At 60.1% G+C, this 19,590-nt stretch carries 14 protein-coding genes and 1 pseudogene; 9 read left to right on the forward strand and 6 right to left on the reverse strand.

From position 1 onward, the window contains the following. Positions 1-20 precede the first annotated feature (20 nt). Complete coding sequence (locus CKO36_RS15215) at positions 21-443, reverse strand: secondary thiamine-phosphate synthase enzyme YjbQ (RefSeq protein WP_200285285.1); 423 nt, start codon at positions 441-443, stop codon at positions 21-23. A gap of 59 nt (positions 444-502) precedes the next feature. On the opposite strand from CKO36_RS15215, the gene recG reads away from it, so the two are divergent. Beyond that, positions 503-2,731: an ATP-dependent DNA helicase RecG gene (gene recG, locus CKO36_RS15220; RefSeq protein WP_200285287.1), complete on the forward strand. Its 2,229-nt coding sequence runs from the start codon at positions 503-505 to the stop codon at positions 2,729-2,731. Between the two features lie 17 nt (positions 2,732-2,748). Here the strand turns inward: recG and CKO36_RS15225 are convergent, their stop codons facing one another. Next, positions 2,749-3,174 (reverse strand): hypothetical protein, encoded by a 426-nt coding sequence (locus CKO36_RS15225; protein ID WP_200285289.1) that lies wholly within the window; start codon positions 3,172-3,174, stop codon positions 2,749-2,751. A gap of 452 nt (positions 3,175-3,626) precedes the next feature. Here CKO36_RS15225 and CKO36_RS15230 point away from each other — a divergent pair, with 452 nt between their 5' ends. The 3 genes from CKO36_RS15230 to CKO36_RS15240 are packed head-to-tail and all read left to right on the forward strand — an operon-like array spanning position 3,627 to position 9,213. Beyond that, complete coding sequence (locus tag CKO36_RS15230) at positions 3,627-6,743, forward strand: DEAD/DEAH box helicase (RefSeq protein WP_338053499.1); 3,117 nt, start codon at positions 3,627-3,629, stop codon at positions 6,741-6,743. A 3-nt stretch (positions 6,744-6,746) separates the two neighbouring features. Continuing rightward, on the forward strand, positions 6,747-7,583 hold the full coding sequence (locus tag CKO36_RS15235; protein ID WP_200285293.1) for an SWIM zinc finger family protein: 837 nt from the start codon (positions 6,747-6,749) through the stop codon (positions 7,581-7,583). Positions 7,584-7,587: 4 nt separating this feature from the next. Beyond that, positions 7,588-9,213: a cobyric acid synthase gene (locus tag CKO36_RS15240; RefSeq protein WP_200285295.1), complete on the forward strand. Its 1,626-nt coding sequence runs from the start codon at positions 7,588-7,590 to the stop codon at positions 9,211-9,213. A 45-nt stretch (positions 9,214-9,258) separates the two neighbouring features. Here the strand turns inward: CKO36_RS15240 and CKO36_RS15245 are convergent, their stop codons facing one another. Further along, a complete protein-coding gene (locus tag CKO36_RS15245; RefSeq protein WP_200285296.1) occupies positions 9,259-9,564 on the reverse strand; it encodes a hypothetical protein in 306 nt (101 codons plus the stop codon). A gap of 347 nt (positions 9,565-9,911) precedes the next feature. Here CKO36_RS15245 and CKO36_RS20510 point away from each other — a divergent pair. Together CKO36_RS20510 and CKO36_RS15255 are read left to right on the forward strand one after the other, a co-directional pair. Then, a pseudogene (locus CKO36_RS20510) lies at positions 9,912-13,552 on the forward strand (hydantoinase B/oxoprolinase family protein). Between the two features lie 28 nt (positions 13,553-13,580). Further along, complete coding sequence (locus CKO36_RS15255; RefSeq protein ID WP_200285298.1) at positions 13,581-14,387, forward strand: Fic family protein; 807 nt, start codon at positions 13,581-13,583, stop codon at positions 14,385-14,387. Between the two features lie 24 nt (positions 14,388-14,411). On the opposite strand, the gene CKO36_RS15260 is transcribed toward CKO36_RS15255, so the two are convergent. Further along, positions 14,412-15,035, reverse strand: a complete 624-nt coding sequence (locus CKO36_RS15260) for an L-threonylcarbamoyladenylate synthase (RefSeq protein WP_200285300.1) — start codon at positions 15,033-15,035, stop codon at positions 14,412-14,414. A gap of 73 nt (positions 15,036-15,108) precedes the next feature. Beyond that, the gene (locus CKO36_RS15265) at positions 15,109-15,975 is read right to left on the reverse strand and encodes a PHP domain-containing protein (RefSeq protein ID WP_200285302.1); all 867 of its coding nucleotides are present in this window, start codon (positions 15,973-15,975) and stop codon (positions 15,109-15,111) included. Positions 15,976-16,119: 144 nt separating this feature from the next. Between CKO36_RS15265 and CKO36_RS15270 the strand changes: the two genes are divergently transcribed. The 3 genes from CKO36_RS15270 (at position 16,120) to CKO36_RS15280 (ending at position 18,200) form a co-directional block, all read left to right on the forward strand. Next, the gene (locus tag CKO36_RS15270) at positions 16,120-16,830 is read left to right on the forward strand and encodes an inner membrane-spanning protein YciB (RefSeq protein WP_200285304.1); all 711 of its coding nucleotides are present in this window, start codon (positions 16,120-16,122) and stop codon (positions 16,828-16,830) included. A 47-nt stretch (positions 16,831-16,877) separates the two neighbouring features. Further along, positions 16,878-17,180 carry a YciI family protein gene (locus tag CKO36_RS15275; RefSeq protein WP_200285306.1) on the forward strand — a complete coding sequence of 101 codons (303 nt, stop codon included), beginning with the start codon at positions 16,878-16,880 and terminating at the stop codon, positions 17,178-17,180. Positions 17,181-17,306: 126 nt separating this feature from the next. Next, complete coding sequence (locus CKO36_RS15280) at positions 17,307-18,200, forward strand: peptidylprolyl isomerase (RefSeq protein WP_200285307.1); 894 nt, start codon at positions 17,307-17,309, stop codon at positions 18,198-18,200. 88 nt (positions 18,201-18,288) lie between these two features. Here the strand turns inward: CKO36_RS15280 and CKO36_RS15285 are convergent, their stop codons facing one another. After that, complete coding sequence (locus CKO36_RS15285) at positions 18,289-19,329, reverse strand: NADP(H)-dependent aldo-keto reductase (protein WP_200285309.1); 1,041 nt, start codon at positions 19,327-19,329, stop codon at positions 18,289-18,291. Positions 19,330-19,590 lie beyond the last annotated feature (261 nt).

A 19,590-nucleotide genomic window follows, 5' to 3' on the forward strand; every position in this document is an offset into this window, starting at 1 on the left:
TGGGGTGGGGTGGGCTTAGCTTAGCTGCGCTCCCCGCTCAGGGTGACACAGATGCGCCGCGAATGAGCCTGAGTGCGATGTTCGTACAGATAGACACCCTGCCAGGTGCCCAGTCCGCAACGCCCGTCAACAATGGGCAGGCTAAGATCCATGGTCGTCAGCACCGCGCGAATATGCGCTGGCATATCGTCCGGGCCTTCGTCACTGTGCCCGAACAGCGGGTCACCATCGGGCACCAGGCGCGCCAGAAACGCCTCCAGATCGCGACCGACCTGCGGGTCGGCATTCTCGCAGATCAGCAGCGAAGCGCTGGTGTGGCGCACAAAAACATGACACAGACCAATCCCGATACCGCTGTCACGAATCAGCGGCGCGAATTGGTCGTCGATGCGATACAGCCCGCGTCCGCGGGTGGGGATGACGAGGTGTTGTTGAGAAATCATCGCGTTACAGGCTCCGGTTGTCTTCGGTGGGGTTGAAAGCAGGCGGCACGGCAACGCTGATGACCGCGATCCAGCCGCCGTCGGGGGATTTCACCAGGCTTCCAATTGAGCGGCTGCGTGGCGCCGGGCCGCGCATCACCGAGCGACTGGCGCATCTGGGCCTGCACAGCGTCGCGGATCTGCTGCTGCATTTACCGCTGCGCTATCAGGATCGCACCCGCGCCCGACGCATCGCTGAGCTGCGGCCAGGGGAAGACGCGCTGGTGAAAGGGCGCATTCTATCCGCTGACATCCATCAGGGCCGCCGCCGCGCGCTCCTGGTGGCCTTGGCGGAGGTGGAGACTGAGGCTGCTGTTGGGGTTGAAGGTGGGGTTGCAACGGGGACGAACACCGGCGCGTCTTTGTGGCTGAGATTTTTTTATTTCAGTCAGTCACTGCGGCAGCGCTTTCAACCGGGGGGGCTGCTGTACTGTTTCGGTGAGGTGCGCTCCGGGCCCAAGGGACTGGAGATGATTCATCCCGAGCTGGACTTCCAGGAGAGCGCCGCCGATACCGAGGGTGCCACCGACTCCGCCGTTGCAGACACCACCGCGCCTGATGCTGAAGCCGCCGCCGCAGCAGCGCTGACGCCGGTGTATCCCACCACGCAGGGCGTCAGTCAGACGCTCTGGCGCTCTCTGATTGAGCAAAGTCTTGCCTGGCTGCACGCGCACCCCGAGTGCCTGCCCGCTCTGCTGCCAGAGGCTTGGCTGCATCCGCTGGGCTTACCGCCGCTGAGCGAGGCTCTGCATAGTCTGCATCGCCCGCCGCCGCAAACGTCCACCGATGCGTTGCTCGAACGCCGCCATCCGGCCTTTCAGCGCCTGGCGCTGGAGGAACTGATCGCGCAGCAACTCGCCCTGCGGGTGTTTCGCGATCAGCTGCGGGGACTGGGAGCCAGGCCGCTGCCCGGTACGGGTGAGCTGCGCGCCGCCCTGCATCAGGGGGTCGGCTTTGAGCTGACCGGCGCACAGACGCGGGTGCTGGCGGAGATTGCCGCCGATCTGGCTGCGCCGCGACCCATGCTGCGGCTGTTGCAGGGCGATGTCGGCTCTGGCAAGACTCTGGTCGCGGCCTTTGCCGCTGCTCAGGCGTTGGAATCCGGCGCCCAGGTGGCCCTGATGGCGCCCACCGAGCTGCTTGCTGAGCAGCACCGCCGCAGCTTCCAGCGTTGGTTCGCACCGCTCGGGATTGAACCCCTGTGGCTGGCGGGGCGGCACAAGGGCACCGAACGCGCCGGTATTCTGCACGCCCTGGCCAGCGGCGCGGCGCCGCTGATTGTGGGCACCCATGCGCTGTTTCAGGACGCGGTTCAGTTTGACCGCCTGGGACTGGTCATCATTGATGAGCAGCATCGCTTTGGTGTGCATCAGCGACTGCGGTTGCGCGAAAAGGGTCAGCAGGACGGGCGTTTGCCGCATCAGCTGATTATGACCGCCACCCCCATTCCGCGCTCGTTGGCAATGACGGCCTATGCGGATCTGGATCTGTCGATCATCGACGAACTGCCGCCGGGACGCCAACCGATTCAAACCATCGCCGTTCCCGATACCCGCCGCGCCGAGGTCATGGCGCGCCTGCGTTCAGCCTGTGCCAGCGGCCGTCAAGCCTATTGGGTCTGCACCCTGGTTGAGGAATCCGAAGCCCTGCAATGCCAGGCCGCCGAGGACGCCGCCGCCGAACTCACCCAAGAGTTGCCCGCGCAGCACATTGGTCTGGTTCATGGGCGCATGAAACCCGCCGAGCGCGAACCGGTGATGAGCGCCTTCGCCGCCGGAGACCTGCATGTGCTGGTCGCCACCACAGTGATTGAGGTCGGGGTGGATGTGCCCAACGCCAGCCTGATGATTATCGAGAACCCGGAACGTCTGGGGCTGGCGCAACTGCATCAGCTGCGCGGACGGGTCGGGCGTGGTCCGGTCGCGAGTGTGTGCCTGCTGCTCTATCACCCGCCCTTGACGCCCCAGGCGTTTGCGCGGCTGAAAATGCTGCGTGAGGAAAGCAGCGGCTTTCAAATCGCCGATGCTGACCTGCGCCTGCGTGGGGCCGGAGAAGTGCTTGGCACCCGGCAATCCGGGCAGGCACGGCTGCGTCTGGCTGACCCGATGCGTGACATCAAGCTGGTGCGCATCGCGCGCGAACTAGCCGTGCGGCTGCACCGACAATACCCCCACTGGGTTGAGCCTCTCATCCAACGCTGGATGCCGCCGGACGCCAGTGCAAGCTCCTGCGCCGAACATGAAGTATAGACAGGCGCTCAGCGCGCTTAAAACAGGCGGCCAAACAGCTTTTTGGGCTGCTGCAATAAACGCATCCCAGGTCCGGCCCGCATGCCGACGTATTGCTCGACAACTTTCAGGTATTCGCGTCGGCCCCGGGTTCTGCGCTTGGCAACAAAGTGTATTACTCCGAGCACTCGAATCAGCACGTCAGGATCAACATCAGCCAAATCCTTCTGAATGGCATGATCCACTTGTGCAAACCCTTCCTTGACCAGCGCATCCGCAAAGATAATCTCGGCGTCCTTAAAATAGTATTTGTCGAGCAGTTTCTCCAGGATTGCAATGGCCACCTCGTCTTTGATTTCCTTGTGCTTCTCGTGATCGAAGGCCCCCAGTGCGCCTTCAATCGCATTGGAATGGTCAGTCAAGTCAAGATCCATCTCCATGCGTGCCGGCGTATAGCGCGGCACTTCAGAGTATTTGCGCGTGACCTGCGGTGGCTGATAATAGCTGCATTCACTGCACGTCTCAGCCTGGCGCGTCTCAGCGCAGCACAGGCTGCATATCTCGCCTTGATCGGTGATCAGACATTTTCTTTTGGCTTTTCGTGTGTTGCAAACAGGACATTTGGCCATCATGAACTCGTGTGAACATTGCCGCCACCGCTGCAGCGGCGAAAAACGTGAATGGGTTGAACGCCTTAGTTGTCATAGCCTAGCATGAGCACCAAGCTTTGTGCGATGGTCGGGGATGTGGCGCGCCACTACAATGCCAAAACTTCAACCACCTGCCGATATTCGAGTGGGTATTGACCAAATACGGGATAAAGCGAATGCGGGTACTCCATGCCTTTTGGCGGCCAGAGCCTTCCAGAGATAATGCAGCTGCTGACTTTGTACAAAGCGGCGCGGTTTGGCTGTGGGTGGAGACTTTGCCGTCTGCTGGCGTTGCTTTTGACAGTGGCGCAGGTTCCAGCCGTGCCAAGCGCCGGGTGGCTGATCAATCCGCGCCTCATCCTTGGCAGTTGCCGGGCCAAGGCTGGCCTGAGCTGCTGAGTGACCTGGGTCTGATGCCCAAGTCGGGCTCGGGCAATCGCAAGCCGACACTGACAACTCAGCGTTTGTGGTTGCCGAGTGCGGCAGGTGCACCCCTGCCGTCGCCACAGCTAGCCAAATCCTGGCCGGAGCCATTTGAGAACGATACCAGCGATTCGGTTGAGCTTCAGCCCTGGGACGTCGAAAGCTATCGGCTGGAGCATCCGATCAAACAGCTGGCCGATATGCATTTTCTGGCCTTTTATCAGGCTGAGGAACTGGAGCCGGGTGGGGATTTTCTGTTCTGGTATTGGCTGACGCAGAATCTCAAGCGGTTGCTGGTGCGCGACCGCTATCTTCCCGCGCTGGTCTATCGTCAGCCGCCACCTCCCAAGGGCAAACGCAAGTTGCCACCGTATGAAATCCATGGCGGCTGGGCCTGGGCTTCGGAAGACTATGAACAGCTGATCCGTGATGCGGTTGAATCGATGCCGGCAGCCTGTGCGGCTGGCACGGAGGGGCTGATCGAACCGGAATCCCTGCTGCGCCATGTCAGCGAGGTGCTGCTTGATCAGACACTGCGCAACCTGGTCATTCCCGCCAGCTTTGCTAAGCGCGTCCAGGGTAGCCTGCTGGAGACCTGTCTGGCCTCGGAGCCGGCGGTGCGACCCTGGCCGGCGCCCGGTGTCGGGCTGGAGGACTATCAGCACTGGCACCTGTGGCGGCAGCGTATTCAGGGCAGCGGGCGCGATACCTCCTTTACGCTGGGCTTCCGATTGATCGAGCCTCAGGCTGAAATGGACAATGACTGGGCACTTGAGTTTGTCGCCGTGCCCAAAGATGACCCTTCCCGGCGCCTGGCGCTGGCGGAGTATTGGGCCTTGCCCGCCGCTGAACGCAAGCCGGCGCGCCAAGCGCTCGGGGCTGATTTCGAGACCCAGGTACTGCTGGACCTGGGACTGGCCGCGCGCATGCTGCCCAGTTTGTGGGCGGGACTCGATACCGCAACACCGCAGTCGGTGACGCTCGATCTGGAGGGTGCCTTCCGCTTTCTCAAGGAAGATGCCTGGATTCTGGAGGATGCTGGCTTTAAGGTCATTGTGCCGGCCTGGTGGACCCCCAAGGGGCGCCAGCGGGTGCGCATCCGGCTGCGCTCAGGCCAACCGCGCGAGAAGGCCTCCGGCAGCGCGGCCGGGACTGGCATCCTGAGCCTGGAGAATCTGACTCGCTACAGCTATCAGCTCGCCATCGGTGGTGAGACGGTCAGTGAAGAGGAATGGGAGCAATTGGTCGCCGCCAAAACGCCCCTGGTGCGCTTTCGCGGCCAATGGGTGGAGCTGGATCGCGAACAGATGCAGGAGATGCTGCGCTTTTGGCGCGAGCATGGCCAGGAAAACACCCAGATGGATTTGCAGTCGCTGCTGCAACGCACCGCGAGCGATGATCTGTTCGAGGTTGAACGCGACGATGCCCTGGCCGAGATGCTGGAGCGGTTGCGCGATCGTAGCCAGCTGGAACCCATCGCCGAGTTGCCCGGCCTGAACGCCGAACTGCGCGATTACCAAAAGCGCGGGGTGGCCTGGATCGAGTTTCTTGAACGCCTCGGCCTCAATGGCTGTCTGGCCGATGACATGGGCCTGGGCAAAACTATGCAGGTCATCGCCCGGCTGGTGCGCGAGCGCGAGGCGGGTACTAGAGAGGGCAACGACAGTGCACCCGGCCCCACCTTGTTGATCGCGCCGACTTCGGTCATCGGCAACTGGCGCAAGGAGGTCGAGCGCTTCGCTCCGCAGCTGTCAGTGCTGATTCATCATGGCACGGATCGCGCCAGCGACGCCAAGGCGTTTAAGCAAGCCGTGGCGGATCAGGTGCTGGTGATTACCTCCTTCGCCCTGGCGCGGCGCGACCAGCCATTGCTGGCTGCGATTCACTGGCATCGGGTGGTGCTTGATGAGGCGCAGAACATCAAGAACCCCAAGGCGGCCCAGACCAAGTCCATCGGCAAGCTGCGCGCCACTCATCGCCTCGCGTTGACTGGCACCCCGGTCGAGAACCGGCTGATGGATCTCTGGTCCATCCTGCATTTCCTCAATCCCGGTTATCTCGACACCCAGGCGCGTTTTCGCAAAGGCTTCGAGCTGCCGGTGCAACGCGACCAGGACCCGGTGAAGACGGCCACCCTCAAGCGCCTGGTCGAGCCCTTTATCCTGCGCCGGGTTAAGACCGACAAGGCCATCATTCACGATTTACCGGATAAGATTGAGGCGATTCAATACTGCAATCTCGGACGCGAGCAGGCCGCACTCTATGAAAGTGTGGTGCGCGAGGTCGAGCGTGATCTGGAGGAGAAGGAAGGTATTGAACGCCAGGGACTGATGCTCTCCACCCTGATGCGCCTGAAGCAGATTTGCAATCATCCCGCGCAATTCCTGCAGGACGGCAGCCCCTTCAGTGCTGAACGCTCGCACAAGCTGCAACGCCTGCACGAGATGCTCGAAGAAGTCATGGCCGAGGGCGACAGTGTGCTGATTTTCAGCCAGTTCACCGAAGTCGGGGCCGCTCTGGAACGGCTGTTGCGCCAGGACTGGCGCTTTAACAGCTTCTATCTGCATGGCGGTACCTCACGCAAGCGCCGCGAGGAGATGATCGCCCGCTTTCAGGATCCGGATACCGAGCCGTCGGTGTTTGTGCTGTCGCTCAAGGCCGGCGGTGTGGGCATTACCCTAACCAAGGCCAACCATGTGTTTCACTTCGACCGCTGGTGGAATCCGGCGGTCGAGGATCAGGCCAGTGATCGCGCCTTCCGTATCGGGCAGGAGAAGACGGTCTTTGTGCATAAGATGGTGACTCTGGGCACCCTGGAAGAGCGCATCGACGAGATGATTCGCAGCAAGCAGGCGCTGGCCGGTGCTATTGTTGGCAACGACGAATCCTGGCTCGCTCAACTCGACAACGAGCGCTTCAAATCGCTCATCCAGCTCAATCGCGATGCAGTGGTGGACTGACTCATGGCACAACAGAGCAAATCCTGGTGGGGACAGCTGTTCATCGCCGCACTTGAGGGCTGCATGGACAGCGGGCGTTTGCAACGCGGGCGCGGCTACAGTAGCGACAGCCGCATCCTGAGCTTTGACATCAAGCAGGCGCTGGTGAGTGCCACGGTGCGCGGTAACGTCAACCCCTATTTTGGCGTGTATAAAGAGCCGAAATACCAGGTGCAGCTGCGCCTGACTGACATTCCGGACAAGGAGTGGACCCAGGCGATCACCAAACTGGGCAGTAATGCCGCACTGGTTTCGCAACTGCTGATGGGCGAGATGCCGGAGCGCATCGATGAAGTCTTTGCGGGTCTGCGCCTGCATCTGTTGCCGCACAGTCGCCAGGATTTTGCCCAGACGGAATGCTCCTGTCCGGACTATGCCAATCCCTGCAAGCACATCGCCGGGGTCTATTACCGCCTGGCCGGGATGCTCGACAGCGATCCCTTTCTGCTGTTTGAGTTGCGCGGACTCTCGCGCGAGCGTTTGCATCAGGGATTAAGTGCCACACCTTTGGGCCAGGCACTGGTGGCGATGATGGACGAGCAGGCCGCAGTGCTGGAACCGGCCGAGTCGTTCTTTACCCGCCCCCGGGCCGCCACCAGCGTACCTGGCTATCGGGAGTTTTGGAACGGCGGCCGGCGCCTGCCCGCCGAGATCGAACCGGCGACGCCGCCGGTGGTGTCAGGTATTCTGGTTCGCAAGGCCGGCGATTTCCCAGGCTTTTGGCCGCGCGGGAACTCCTTTGTCGAGGTGATGGAGGATTTGTATGCCCGGGTACGGACTAAGAACAAAGGGGTGTTGTGATTTAATGTCAGATCCACGTAACGATCCATCCGATCCATCGTCTTCCAGCCAGGCTCCTTCCATTAAGCTCGACCTGCCGCCGCTTGCCAACCATGGCCCCAGGCGCGCGAAGTCACTCATGATTCAGGGTACGGCGTCTGATGTCGGCAAAAGTCTGCTGGTGGCGGGGCTGTGCCGGGCCTATGCGCGGCGCGGACTGGTAGTGCGCCCGTTCAAGGCGCAGAACATGAGCAACAATGCGGCCGTGACTGAGGATAGCGATGCTGCGCCGGGAGCGGATGGCGAACGCTCGCGCGGTGAGATTGGTCGCGCCCAAGCGCTGCAAGCCCGGGCTTGTGGGGTGCCACCGTCGATTCATATGAATCCGGTGCTACTCAAGCCGCAGACCAATATCGGTTCCCAGGTGGTCTTGCGCGGGCGTGCGCTTGGCAACTGTCCGGCGCGGGTGTATCACGAAATGCGTCAGGGACTCATGCCAGCGGTGCTGGATTCCTTCGAGCGTCTGTGCGCAGAAGCCGATCTGGTGCTGGTGGAAGGGGCGGGCAGTGGTGCCGAGATCTATCTGCGCCACTGCGACATTACCAACATGCACTTTGCCGAGCGCGCCGGCGTGCCGGTGGTGGTGGTGGGCGATCTCGATAAGGGCGGCACCATGGCCTCGCTGGTCGGCACTTGGCTGCTGCTCGATCAGGCCGATCGCGAGCGGGTGGTGGGCTATCTGGTCAATAAGTTTCGCGGTGATTTTTCCTTGTTTGAGCCGGCCTGCGAGACCATTACCGCCCACACCGGCTGGCCTTTTCTCGGCGTGCTGCGCTGGTTCGAGGGTGCCTCGCGCCTACCGGCCGAGGATTCGCTGGCACTGGAACGTCCAGCCGAACAGGATTGGTCCGGCGCTGGGGCGCTAAAAATCGCCGTGCCGCGTTTGTCACGGGTGGCCAATTTTGACGATCTTGACCCCTTGGCGGCCGAACCGGGCGTGGATCTGCGCTGGCTGCAATCCGGTCAGCCACTGCCGGCTGATACTCATGTGGTGATACTGCCCGGTTCCAAGGCCACCCGCGCCGATCTCGCCACCCTGCGTCGCGAGGGCTGGGACATCGATATCCTTGCCCATGTGCGTCGTGGCGGGCGGGTGCTGGGGCTCTGTGCCGGGTTTCAGATGCTGGGACGGCTGGTGCGCGACCCGCTTGGGATTGAAGGTGAACCGGGTGACACGCCTGGCTTGGGCTTGCTCGACATGGTTACGGAAATTAGTTCTGAGAAACGGCTGCTGGAGATTGATGGCACTGAGCTGGGCAGTGGTTGTGCGCTGAGCGGCTATGAGATGCACATGGGGCGCAGCAGCGGCCCGGCGCTGGAGCAGCCCTGGCTGCGCTTAACGGCGGCTGGGAGTGAGGCCAGTGGCGATGGTCGGCCGGAAGGTGCCATGTCCGCCGATGGGCGGGTGATGGGCGGCTATGTGCATGGGCTCTTTTCCAGCGACAGTTTCCGTGCTCACTGGCTGGAACAAGTGGGTGCGCGGGCGGCGCAGCTAGACTTCATTGCCCGCATCGAAGCCGCGCTTGATGAACTGGCCGATCACATCGAAGCCAATCTCGATCTGGAGGCCTTGCTGGCGCTGGCGCGCTAGAAACTATCCCACCAGCGACGCAAGCGAAAACCCATCGTTTTGATTTCAGAACCGCTCGCCGGTCTGGGCGTTGATTGCGTTGACCGCATGGGCCAGCAGGCGTGCGGCGCGTTTGGGATCAGGCGGAGCCTTATGCCAGTGCAGGTTGTAGAATTCGACGACAATATCATCGTCATCGTCACCTGTGCGGAACCAGTAGTGGTCATCCTCCTGGGGGGCGGACGTTGCTTGGGGGCTGTCAGTGATGGGTGGATCGGCACTTAGTATCCATTGGGTCTCAAAGGCATGCGTGCCTGCAAAGCTCAGGATGCCCCCATTGGGGCGGTCTTGTTTAATCAGCCATTTATACATTGTTCTGCGCCCCTGTGGGCGTGAGTGGTTGGCATGGCGCCTGGCCGGTCGGAGCGCTGCTTATTGACACGTTGAATGGCCAATGCGTTGGAATGATCGTGCAGCAGGTGCCTTCCCTAATAGCTCCAGCATAGTCGAGTTTGCGCGGTTAAAGTGAGATTGCGGTCACAAAATTTTCACAATCTTAAAGTTGTTGTATGCCTGATGATCTGATGACTCAATATCGCGCCCTGCTGGCGGCCAGCAAGCCTCCACTGGTGTTCTTGGTCGGTGGCAGTAATCAACCCGTAGAGCTGTGAGTGCAAGGGTCGAATCGGGCGAGTGCCGAATTGGAATGGCGGTCTGAAATGCAACAAACAACCTGGCAATTCTGGATTGATCGTGGCGGTACTTTCACCGATGTCATTGCACGTCATCCCGACGGGCATTTGCTGACCCATAAACTGCTGTCGGAAAATCCCGCCCACTATGATAATGCCGCGCTGCAAGGCATCCGTGATGTGCTGGACTTGAGTGCTGCGCAACCCATCCCGGCGTCCAGGATCAGCGAGGTGCGCATGGGAACCACCATCGGCACCAATGCGCTGCTGGAACGCACCGGCGAACCGGTATTGCTGGCGATTACTCAGGGGTTTGGTGATGCGCTCCAGATTGCTTATCAACATCGGCCGAAGATTTTTGCCCGCCATATTCAATTGCCAGCGCCGCTGTATCAACAAGTTATCGAAATCGAAGAGCGTGTTGATGCACAGGGGAAGGTGTTAAAACCGCTGAATATTGATCGCACCCGTGCGGCATTGCAGCAGGCGTATGACAGCGGGCTGCGCAGTATTGCAATCGTCTGTGTGCATGGCTATCGCCATTGGCAACACGAGCAACAGATTGCCGCCTTAGCGCAAGACATCGGTTTTACCCAAATTTCCACCTCACACCAGACAAGCCCGCTGATTAAACTGGTCTCGCGTGGTGATACCACAGTGGTGGATGCCTATCTGACGCCGGTGCTGAAGCGTTATGTGCAGGCTGTGACACAAGCACTGGGGAAGACCCGGTTGCGCTTCATGCAGTCCAATGGTGGTCTGGTCGATGCGCAGCGTTTCCAAGGACGTGACTCGATTTTATCCGGTCCGGCCGGTGGCATTATCGGCATGGTGCAGGTGGGCACCGCTGCCGGTTTTGACAAGTTAATCGGTTTTGACATGGGCGGCACTTCCACCGACGTGTCACATTATGCCGGTGAATTGGAGCGCAGCTTCGAGACCCAGGTGGCTGGTGTGCGCATGCGGGTGCCCATGCTGAACATCCACACGGTGGCGGCGGGTGGGGGCTCAATGCTGCATTTCGATGGCATCAAGTTCCGGGTGGGGCCGGATTCCGCCGGTGCCTATCCAGGTCCGGCCTGTTACCGACAGGGTGGGGCGCTGACTCTGACCGATTGCAATCTCATGCTCGGTAAGCTGGATGCGCGCTTTTTTCCGCAGGTCTTTGGTGCCAATCAGGATCAACCCCTGGATAGTGACCTGGTCAAGCAGCGTTTTGCCGCGCTGGCCGAGCAGGTGAGTCAAGCGACCGGAACAACCCACAGTGCCGAGCAGGTGGCTGAAGGTTTTTTGCGCATTGCGGTGGATAACATGGCCAATGCCATTAAGCGCATTTCCACCCAAAACGGCTATGATGTCAGCCAGTATACGTTATGTTGTTTTGGTGGCGCTGGTGGACAACATGCCTGCCGTGTCGCCGATGCACTGGGGATACAAACCATCCTGATTCATCCCTATGCCGGCGTGCTCTCCGCTTATGGTATGGGACAAGCCGCATTGCGCAGCCTGCGTGAATTCAGTGTCGAAGCTGAATTGAATGCGGCCTTGATGCCGGTGTTGGAGGAGCTGTATGCCGAGCTTGGCGCTGCCGCTCAGGCTGAATTGCAGGCGCAGGGCCAGGACGCGGCAACTATTCGTCTTGAGCGACAAATTCAATTGCGTTACCAAGGCACGGATGTGGCTTTGCCGCTGGCCTTTGCTGGTTTAGAGGGCTTGGAAGCCGGCTTTGCGCAGGTGCATCAGCAACATTATGGCTTTGTAAGAGAGGATAAAGCGCTGGTGGTGGCGACGGTGGGGGTCGAAGCCGTGGCTTGGAGCCCCGGTTCGCAGCCTGGTGAATCGCCACCGAAGCGGTTGCCGGCATCACGCGAACAAACGCAGGCATCGTTCCAACAAGATGAAGCCTGTCCGCTTGGCCACACGCAAATAGTCTGTGACCAGAGCGTCTATGTGACGCCAATTTATCAACGCGAGTGTTTGCCAGCGGGCACCCGCATACAAGGGGCGGCCATGATTCTCGACAGCACGGGTACCAATATCATCGAACCGGGTTGGGAAGGCACCATCACAGATCGCCTGGATTTGATCCTGAGCAAACTGAGCAAAGCAAGCCAATGACCCAGGACGCAGCGGATCCGGTGATGCTGGAAATTTTCAGCAATCTGTTCATGTCGATTGCCGAGCAAATGGGCGCGACTTTGGCAAATACCGCCTATTCGGTCAATATCAAGGAACGCCTGGATTTTTCCTGCGCCCTGTTCGATGCGCACGGACAGCTCATCGCCAATGCGCCTCATGTGCCGGTGCATCTTGGCTCCATGGGCGACAGCGTGCGCGCCTTGCTCGACAGCGAGCAGGAGATTCAGGTTGGCGATGTCTTCATGCTTAACAATCCCTATTGCGGCGGCACCCATTTGCCAGATGTGACGGTGATTACCCCGGTGTTTTCTGCTGCACCAGCGCCGCTGTTTTTTCTTGCCTCACGCGGCCATCACGCTGATATTGGCGGCATCACCCCCGGTTCCATGCCCGCGCACAGTCAACACATTGAACAGGAAGGTGTCTTGATCGATCTGTTCAAATTGGTGGAGCGCGGGCGGTGGCGCGAAGATGACACCCGCGCATTGCTGCTTGAGCATCCCTATCCGGTACGCAATGTCGAGCAAAATCTTGCCGATTTGCGCGCCCAAGTCGCGGCCAATACCAAAGGCATGCACGAGCTGCTTGCGATGGTCGAGCAATTTGGCTTGGAGCGGGTCCAGGCTTATATGCAGCATGTGCAAGACCATGGCGAGGAATTGGTGCGTCGCGCGATCAGTCAGTGTCGCGATGGCGAGTTTCGTTATGCAATGGACAATGGCGCGGTGGTGCAAGTCAGGATTGCTATTAACAGCACAGAGCGCTGTGCGCTGATTGATTTTTCCGGCACCTCGGCGCAGCAGGACAACAACTTTAACGCCCCAGCCTCGGTGTGCAAGGCGGCGGTGTTGTATGTGTTTCGCACCTTGGTCGATGAGGATATCCCGCTCAATGCCGGTTGTTTGAAGCCGCTGGAGATTCGCATCCCGGAGGGCAGTCTGCTCAATCCCCGCTATCCAGCGGCAGTGGTGGCGGGCAATGTGGAAACCTCGCAATACGTTACCGATACCCTGTATGGTGCCTTGGGCGTGATGGCTGCCTCGCAAGGCACCATGAACAATCTGACCTTTGGTAACGCACGTTATCAATACTACGAAACCCTGTGCGGTGGCGCAGGTGCGGGTGACGGTTTCAATGGCGCCGATGCGGTTCACACCCACATGACCAATTCCCGCCTCACCGATCCCGAAATTCTCGAATGGCGGTTTCCCGTGCATGTGGAAGATTTCCATATTCGCGCTAACAGCGGCGGCTCGGGCGTTTATCGCGGTGGCCATGGGGTGGTACGCAAACTGCGCTTTTTAGAACCCATGCAGGCGGCGATTCTGTCCGGTCATCGGCAGGTGCCGCCCTATGGCCTGGCCGGCGGCGCGCCGGGGCAGGTGGGGCGCAACCGTGTGGAACGCACCGATGGTGCAATGGAGCCATTGGACAGCACCGCGCACATTGAATTGCAAGCGGGTGATGCGCTGATTATTGAAACGCCTGGGGGGGGTGGCTATGGAAAGGCCAATGGTGGCGACCTCTGAATGGTTTTAAGGACAGCATCCTCCAGTCATGAATCTCAAAGCACTTCAAGGACTCGACCGCGACCTCCAGCAGTCGTTGTTGAATCAGATTCGCGACCTCTGGACCCATAGTTCCACCGCGCTTGAGGGCAACACCCTTACTTTGGGTGAGACCAAGTTTGTCATTGAGGAGGGACTGACGGTTTCCGGTAAGCCGTTGAAGGATCACCAGGAGATCATGGGGCATGCGCGGGCCATCGAGCTGATCTACCAGGGGCTGAACGGGACAGTCACCGAAGCGCATCTGTTTGAGTTGCACCGGGCGGTGCAATCAACCAGCGTCACAGACATCTATAAGCCCTATGGAGCCTGGAAGCTGGAGCCGAACGGTACCTATGCGGTGACCAATGAGGGACGCCAGACCTTCATCGAATACGCGTCGCCCGAAGACGTGCCCGGGCTGATGGCCGAGTGGCTGACCGAGCTTAATAGGCTCGCTGGCGAACACTTAAGCGAAACCGACGCAGTCGATGCCTATGCTCGGTTGCACCTGGGGTTTGTGCATGTGCATCCGTTCTGGGATGGCAACGGGCGCCTAGCCCGCCTGCTGAGCAACATCCCAGTACTGCGTTCCGGCTACCTGCCGGTGGTAATCGACGTGCGTGATCGCAAGGCGTACATCGACGTCCTGGCCCAGTATGAGCTGGACGGCGGGCCGCTTACCGCCAAGACCGGTGTTTGGCCCGTCGCGGCCCGAGAGGCACCCTTTCGGGCATTCTGTCAGCGGTCCTACCAGGCCACGCGGCACCTGGTCGAGCAGGCGAACGACCAACAGGCGAGACGTAACCGCCGGTGAGGCGCCACCTGTGCTCCCGAGCGCTCAGAGCCCGAGGGCGTCGATGGACCCCTTGCCGGCGCGCATGAGTTCGGGGGTGTCGCCGGTCATATCGACCACTGTGGTTGGCTCGGTGCCACAGTAACCGCCATCGATGATCAGCTCGACGCAGTGGCCCAGGATCTCGCGCATGTCATAAGGATCGGTCAGGGGATCGCTGTCATCCGGCAGAATCAGCGTGGTGCTCAGGATGGGTTCGTCCAGGGCGCCGAGCAGGGCGCGACAGATGGGGGTGTCCGGAACCCGGATGCCGATGGCCTTGCGCTTGGGATGTAGCAAACGCCGTGGCACCTGTTTGGTGGCCTTGTAAACAAAGGTGTAGGGACCGGGGGTCAGGGATTTCAGTTGCCGATAGTCCTGATTGTCGATGCGCGCATAGGTGGCGATGTCCGACAGGTCGCGGCACAGCAGGGTGAAATTATGCTTGTCGTCGAGTCGGCGGATGCGGCGAATGCGCTCCATGGCTGCTTTGTCGCCCAGGTGGCAGCCTAGGGCGTAGCAGGTATCCGTCGGATAGATGACCACGCCGCCGGCACGAAAAATATCGACCGCCTGTTCAATCAGTCGCGGCTGTGGATTGTCGGGATGGATGTCAAAAAACTGGGCCATGCGAGGGAACTACTGTTGGAAGCTGTTGAATGGCAGGTCATGTCAATGGAAGATCATGGCTGTTCAGGATGCTTTAGGCAGCGGCCTCGGTCGGCAGTGTGGAGGCTTGGAGCCAGTCAGACCAGATGGGAATGCAGCCCTCGGGCAGCGCCGGCAGGCGCCCCAGTTCAATCCAGGGCTGTTCCGGCCCGTGAAAATCCGAACCGGCTGAGGCCAGCAGGCCCTGTTCGCGCGCATGACGGGCAAAGACGAAGTACTCATCACGGCTGTGACTGCCGGAGACAACTTCAAGGCCGCTGCCGCCGGCGGCCTTAAATTCGCCGATCAGGCGCAGGAGTTTGGTGCGGGTCAGGCCGTAGCGCGCCGGGTGCGCGATCACCGCCTGACCGCCGGCGGCGCGAATCCAGCTGACCGCAGCGCCGAGTTCAGCCCACTGACCGCGCACATGTCCGGGTTTGCCCTTGACCAGAAAACGCTTAAAAATGCCGCGCACATCCTCGGCGGCACCCCGGGTGACCAGAAAGCGGGCGAAATGGGTGCGTCCGATCAGCGTGCCGTTCGACAGGGCTTTGGCACCTTCATAGGCTTGTGCATAACCGGCCTTGTCGAGTCGGCGGCCGATTTCCTGTGCCCGCCACTGCCGGAAGGCGCGCAGATCGGCGAGTCCGGTGTTGAGCGTCGGGTTCTGGGGATCGACCCCCAGGCCGAGAATGTGAATGGTTTGATGGTTCCAGGTCACCGAGATCTCGACCCCAGGGATCAGTGTCAGCCCAGCGGCGGTGGCGGCGCGCTGCGCCTCGGCCAGGCCGGCCAGGGTGTCGTGATCGGTCAGCGCCAGCATGGGCACCTCGGCCGCCGCCGCGCGTTGCACCAGTTGCTCGGGCGTCAGGGTGCCATCCGAGGCGGTGGAGTGGGTGTGAAGATCGGGGGATTTAGCCATGCCTTAAGTCTAACCGATTCGGTCAACTTTTGAGCGCGTGTTTTGGCGGAGCGCGGGTTTCAGGCCGTGCAATGACTGGCCAGGCTGATACAATGGTGGGCTGATCGTGCCTGCCTGACACCAGCAACTGCAAAGGCAAATGTAATGAAATTTCTCGCTGATTTCCTGCCGGTTATCCTGTTTTTTGTCGCTTACAAGGTCTCGGGCATCTATGCCGCGACCCTGGTGGCCATTAGTGCGGCCGCCATACAGGTCGGCTGGATGCGCTGGCGTCATGGCCGGGTTGAGACCATGCATCTGGCCACCCTGGTGCTGCTGCTGATTTTCGGCGGCCTGACCCTGGCGCTGCGCGATCCTATCTTTGTCATGTGGAAGCCGAGCATTATCAACTGGCTGTTTGCCGCTGTCTTTATCGGCAGTTTTTGGGTGGGAAAGCAGCCGCTGACGCAGCGCATGATGGGCGCGGCGGTGGAGGTGCCAGATCCCGTCTGGCGGCGGCTCAACTGGGCCTGGGCGGGCTTTTTTCTACTGGTGGGGCTGATTAACCTCTATGTGGTCTATGTCGGCAGCGGCTTTTTTTCCGCTCAGCAGGCCTTTATTGCCGCCAGCGGTGAGCGGTCGATGGATCTGGCCCAATGCGCCACCTCATTCAGCGGCGATTTGCTGGCGCTCTGTGAAAATGCGCAGGCGAGCGAGGCGATCTGGGTCAATTTCAAGCTCTTCGGTATGATGGGTCTGACCCTGGCGTTTGTCGTCGCTCAGGCGTTTTATCTCACCCGTCACATGCCCCACGCCGAGGACGCTGCCGGCGCGGATCACGCGGATCAGCCGGTCGATTCAAGGGTTAGCGAGTAAGGGGTTGGGGAATATTACAAAACCGTCATCGCTGGAGCAGAGTCGTTTTGCTATACGTAATTATCGCCCGTGATCATCCGGGCAGTCTCAGTGCGCGCCGCGCCGCGCGGCCCGCGCATCTGGAACGGCTGCAACACCTGCTAGCGGAAGGGCGGCTGGTGTTGGCGGGGCCTCATCCCAGCGTGGATGCCGCTGATCCGGGGGAAGCCGGTTTTAGTGGCTCGCTGGTGGTGGCCGAGTTTGCCGATCTTGCCGCTGCGCGCGACTGGGCTGACCAGGATCCCTACGTGGCCGCTGGTGTTTATCAGCAAGTGGACGTCAAGCCCTTTGTCAAGGTGCTTCCGGCTTGAGGTTGTTCCCCTTGCTGATTGCAGCTATTGCTTGATCACAGCGCTTAATCACAGGTTTGTGCGTTGTGATCCGGATTTTTCGTGTCTTTCATCACTCTTTCATCCACTCTTGCAGGACTAAATGCTATGACTCATTTCTCTGAAAACTTGCTCAAGACTCTGCCGCTCTGCGTCGCCCTTGCCCTGGGCACCGGAGCGGCTATGGCCAAAGACGATAAGGCCCCGGAAACCGATTCCGATACGGTCATTGCCACGGTCAATGGGGTTGAGTATCCGCTGGATGTCTTCCGCGTGTTTTACAACGAGCGCGTGCAGGGCAACCAGAATACGCCGGAGATGCAGGAGCGCGCGTTCAATGAATTCCTGAATCTGATCGTCGCCTCGCAGCAGGCCGAGAAGCAGGAGCTGCAAGAGAATCGCGAGGTGCAGGCCGCGCTTGAGCTGCGCCGTATGATGATTCTCTCGGCCGCTGCGCTGGAAACCTATGGCGTGGAAGCGCAACCGAGCGAGGATGATCTGAAGAAAGCCTATGACGAATTCGTCAAGCAGGCCCAGCGGACTGAGTACAAAGCGCGCCACATTCTGCTCGATGACGAAGACAAGGCCAAGGACATCATCAAGCAGCTGAAGAAGAAAAAGGGCAAGAACTTCGCGGAACTGGCGGAAGAGAACTCCCTCGGCCCCACCGCTGAGAAAGGCGGCGATTTGGGTTGGTTCGATTCACGTCAGATGGTCAAGCCCTTTGCCGATGCCGTGGCAGAAATGGAAGTGGGCACCTTCACCACCGAACCGGTCAAGACGCAGTTCGGCTGGCATGTCATTCAGCTCGAAGATGAGCGCGAAGCCGAAGCTCCCAGCTTCGAGGACGTGAAGCCGCAGCTGGAAGTCTCGCTGAAGCGCACGATGGTGGTTGAGAAGCTCGGTGAGCTGCGTGAGCAGGCGGATGTGGAGCTAAATGAAGACGTCGTCAAGATGAAAGACGACAGTGAAGACGCCGACGCTGATAAGAAAGACGACTGATGACGGGGTTCTGTTACTGGTAATCTTCTGGTAACCGTTCATTTGAACGGACTCCCCGCAACGGGGAGTCCATTCGCTATTTGGCTGGCTAAGGACTCGGATTGGGCTGCTCGCGATGCGCCGCTTCAATCTCCGCGATCACGTCGGCACTCAGTTGTAGCTCGGCTGAGGCAATATTGGCCTTAAGCTGCTCCAGGCTGGTGGCACCGATGATGTTAGAGGTCAGGAAAGGCCGGCTGTTGACCCAGGCCAGCGCCATTTGTGCCGGGTCGAGTCCGTGGCGCCGGGCGATGGCGAAATATTCGGCGGTTGCTTTCTCGGCCTGGGGATTGGAGTAGCGGTCGAAGCGTGAGAACAGCGTGATGCGTGCTTGGGGCGGGCGGGCGCCATTGAGATATTTGCCGCTCAGGACACCAAAAGCCAGGGGCGAATAAGCCAGCAGGCCGCACTGCTCCTGCAGGGCGATTTCAGCCAGACCGATTTCAAAGGTGCGATTTAGCAAGCTGTAGGGGTTCTGGATGCTTTGCATGCGTGGCAGGCCGTGCTGTTCGGCCAGTTGCAGCAGGCGCATGGTGCCCCAAGGCGTTTCGTTCGACAACCCGACATGGCGGATTTTGCCGGCCTTGACCAGTTCATCCAGGGCTTGCAATGTCTCCAGCAGCGGGACGCTGTGATCCTCCGCTGGTGGCTCATAGCCCAGTTTGCCGAAATAATTGGTTTCCCGATCCGGCCAGTGCAGCTGATAGAGATCCACATAGTCGGTCTCCAAACGCTTCAGGCTGGCATCGAGCGCCTGCTGGATGTTGGCGCGATCCAGCCGCGCAGAGCCATTACGGATATGGGGAATCCAGTCCGCCGCTCCCACCACCTTGGTGGCTAGAATCACCTGGTCACGTACCTTACGCTCACTCAGCCAGTGACCGATGTAGCGTTCAGTGCGCCCCTGAGTTTCCCCGTTCGGTGGCACGGGGTAGAGTTCAGCGGTGTCGATGAAGTTAATGCCCTGTTCGCGTGCGTAGTCGAGCTGCTCGAAGGCCTCGGCCTCGCTGTTTTGTTCGCCAAAGGTCATGGTGCCCAGGCAGAGTTCGCTTACGCGGAGGTCAGTGCGACCGAGCGGCAGATAGCGCATAGATGTTATTCCTTTGTCGGTTGGCAGAATTCCATGAGTTGGAGCAACTGATGGGGTAAAAATTCCCTGTGGGAGTACCTAAAATACCCTTGTCAGATGACTGTAATCGCTAGCCGACGGCAAGGGCAAACCCGGGCCTTGATCATGCCTTGGTCCATTGTTGCTAAGCCGCCACAGGCATCAGGTAGGGGCGCTTTGCCGGTCGAGGTCGTCGTCGAGCCGGCCAAGCCGGCCAAGGCATGCGTTCAAGCACTTGCTCAA

It is taken from the genome of Rhabdochromatium marinum (assembly GCF_016583795.1).
GTDB classification, from domain to species: domain Bacteria; phylum Pseudomonadota; class Gammaproteobacteria; order Chromatiales; family Chromatiaceae; genus Rhabdochromatium; species Rhabdochromatium marinum.

Bases quoted from the DNA above. Each gene is read 5' to 3' on its own strand.
- CKO36_RS15215 (WP_200285285.1), bottom strand. From the start codon at position 443: ATGATTTCTCAACAACACCTCGTCATCCCCACCCGCGGACGCGGGCTG.
- recG (WP_200285287.1), top strand. From the start codon at position 503: ATGACCGCGATCCAGCCGCCGTCGGGGGATTTCACCAGGCTTCCAATT.
- CKO36_RS15235 (WP_200285293.1), top strand. From the start codon at position 6,747: ATGGCACAACAGAGCAAATCCTGGTGGGGACAGCTGTTCATCGCCGCA.
- CKO36_RS15240 (WP_200285295.1), top strand. From the start codon at position 7,588: ATGTCAGATCCACGTAACGATCCATCCGATCCATCGTCTTCCAGCCAG.
- CKO36_RS15245 (WP_200285296.1), bottom strand. From the start codon at position 9,564: ATGTATAAATGGCTGATTAAACAAGACCGCCCCAATGGGGGCATCCTG.
- CKO36_RS15255 (WP_200285298.1), top strand. From the start codon at position 13,581: ATGAATCTCAAAGCACTTCAAGGACTCGACCGCGACCTCCAGCAGTCG.
- CKO36_RS15260 (WP_200285300.1), bottom strand. From the start codon at position 15,035: ATGGCCCAGTTTTTTGACATCCATCCCGACAATCCACAGCCGCGACTG.
- CKO36_RS15265 (WP_200285302.1), bottom strand. From the start codon at position 15,975: ATGGCTAAATCCCCCGATCTTCACACCCACTCCACCGCCTCGGATGGC.
- CKO36_RS15270 (WP_200285304.1), top strand. From the start codon at position 16,120: ATGAAATTTCTCGCTGATTTCCTGCCGGTTATCCTGTTTTTTGTCGCT.
- CKO36_RS15280 (WP_200285307.1), top strand. From the start codon at position 17,307: ATGACTCATTTCTCTGAAAACTTGCTCAAGACTCTGCCGCTCTGCGTC.
- CKO36_RS15285 (WP_200285309.1), bottom strand. From the start codon at position 19,329: ATGCGCTATCTGCCGCTCGGTCGCACTGACCTCCGCGTAAGCGAACTC.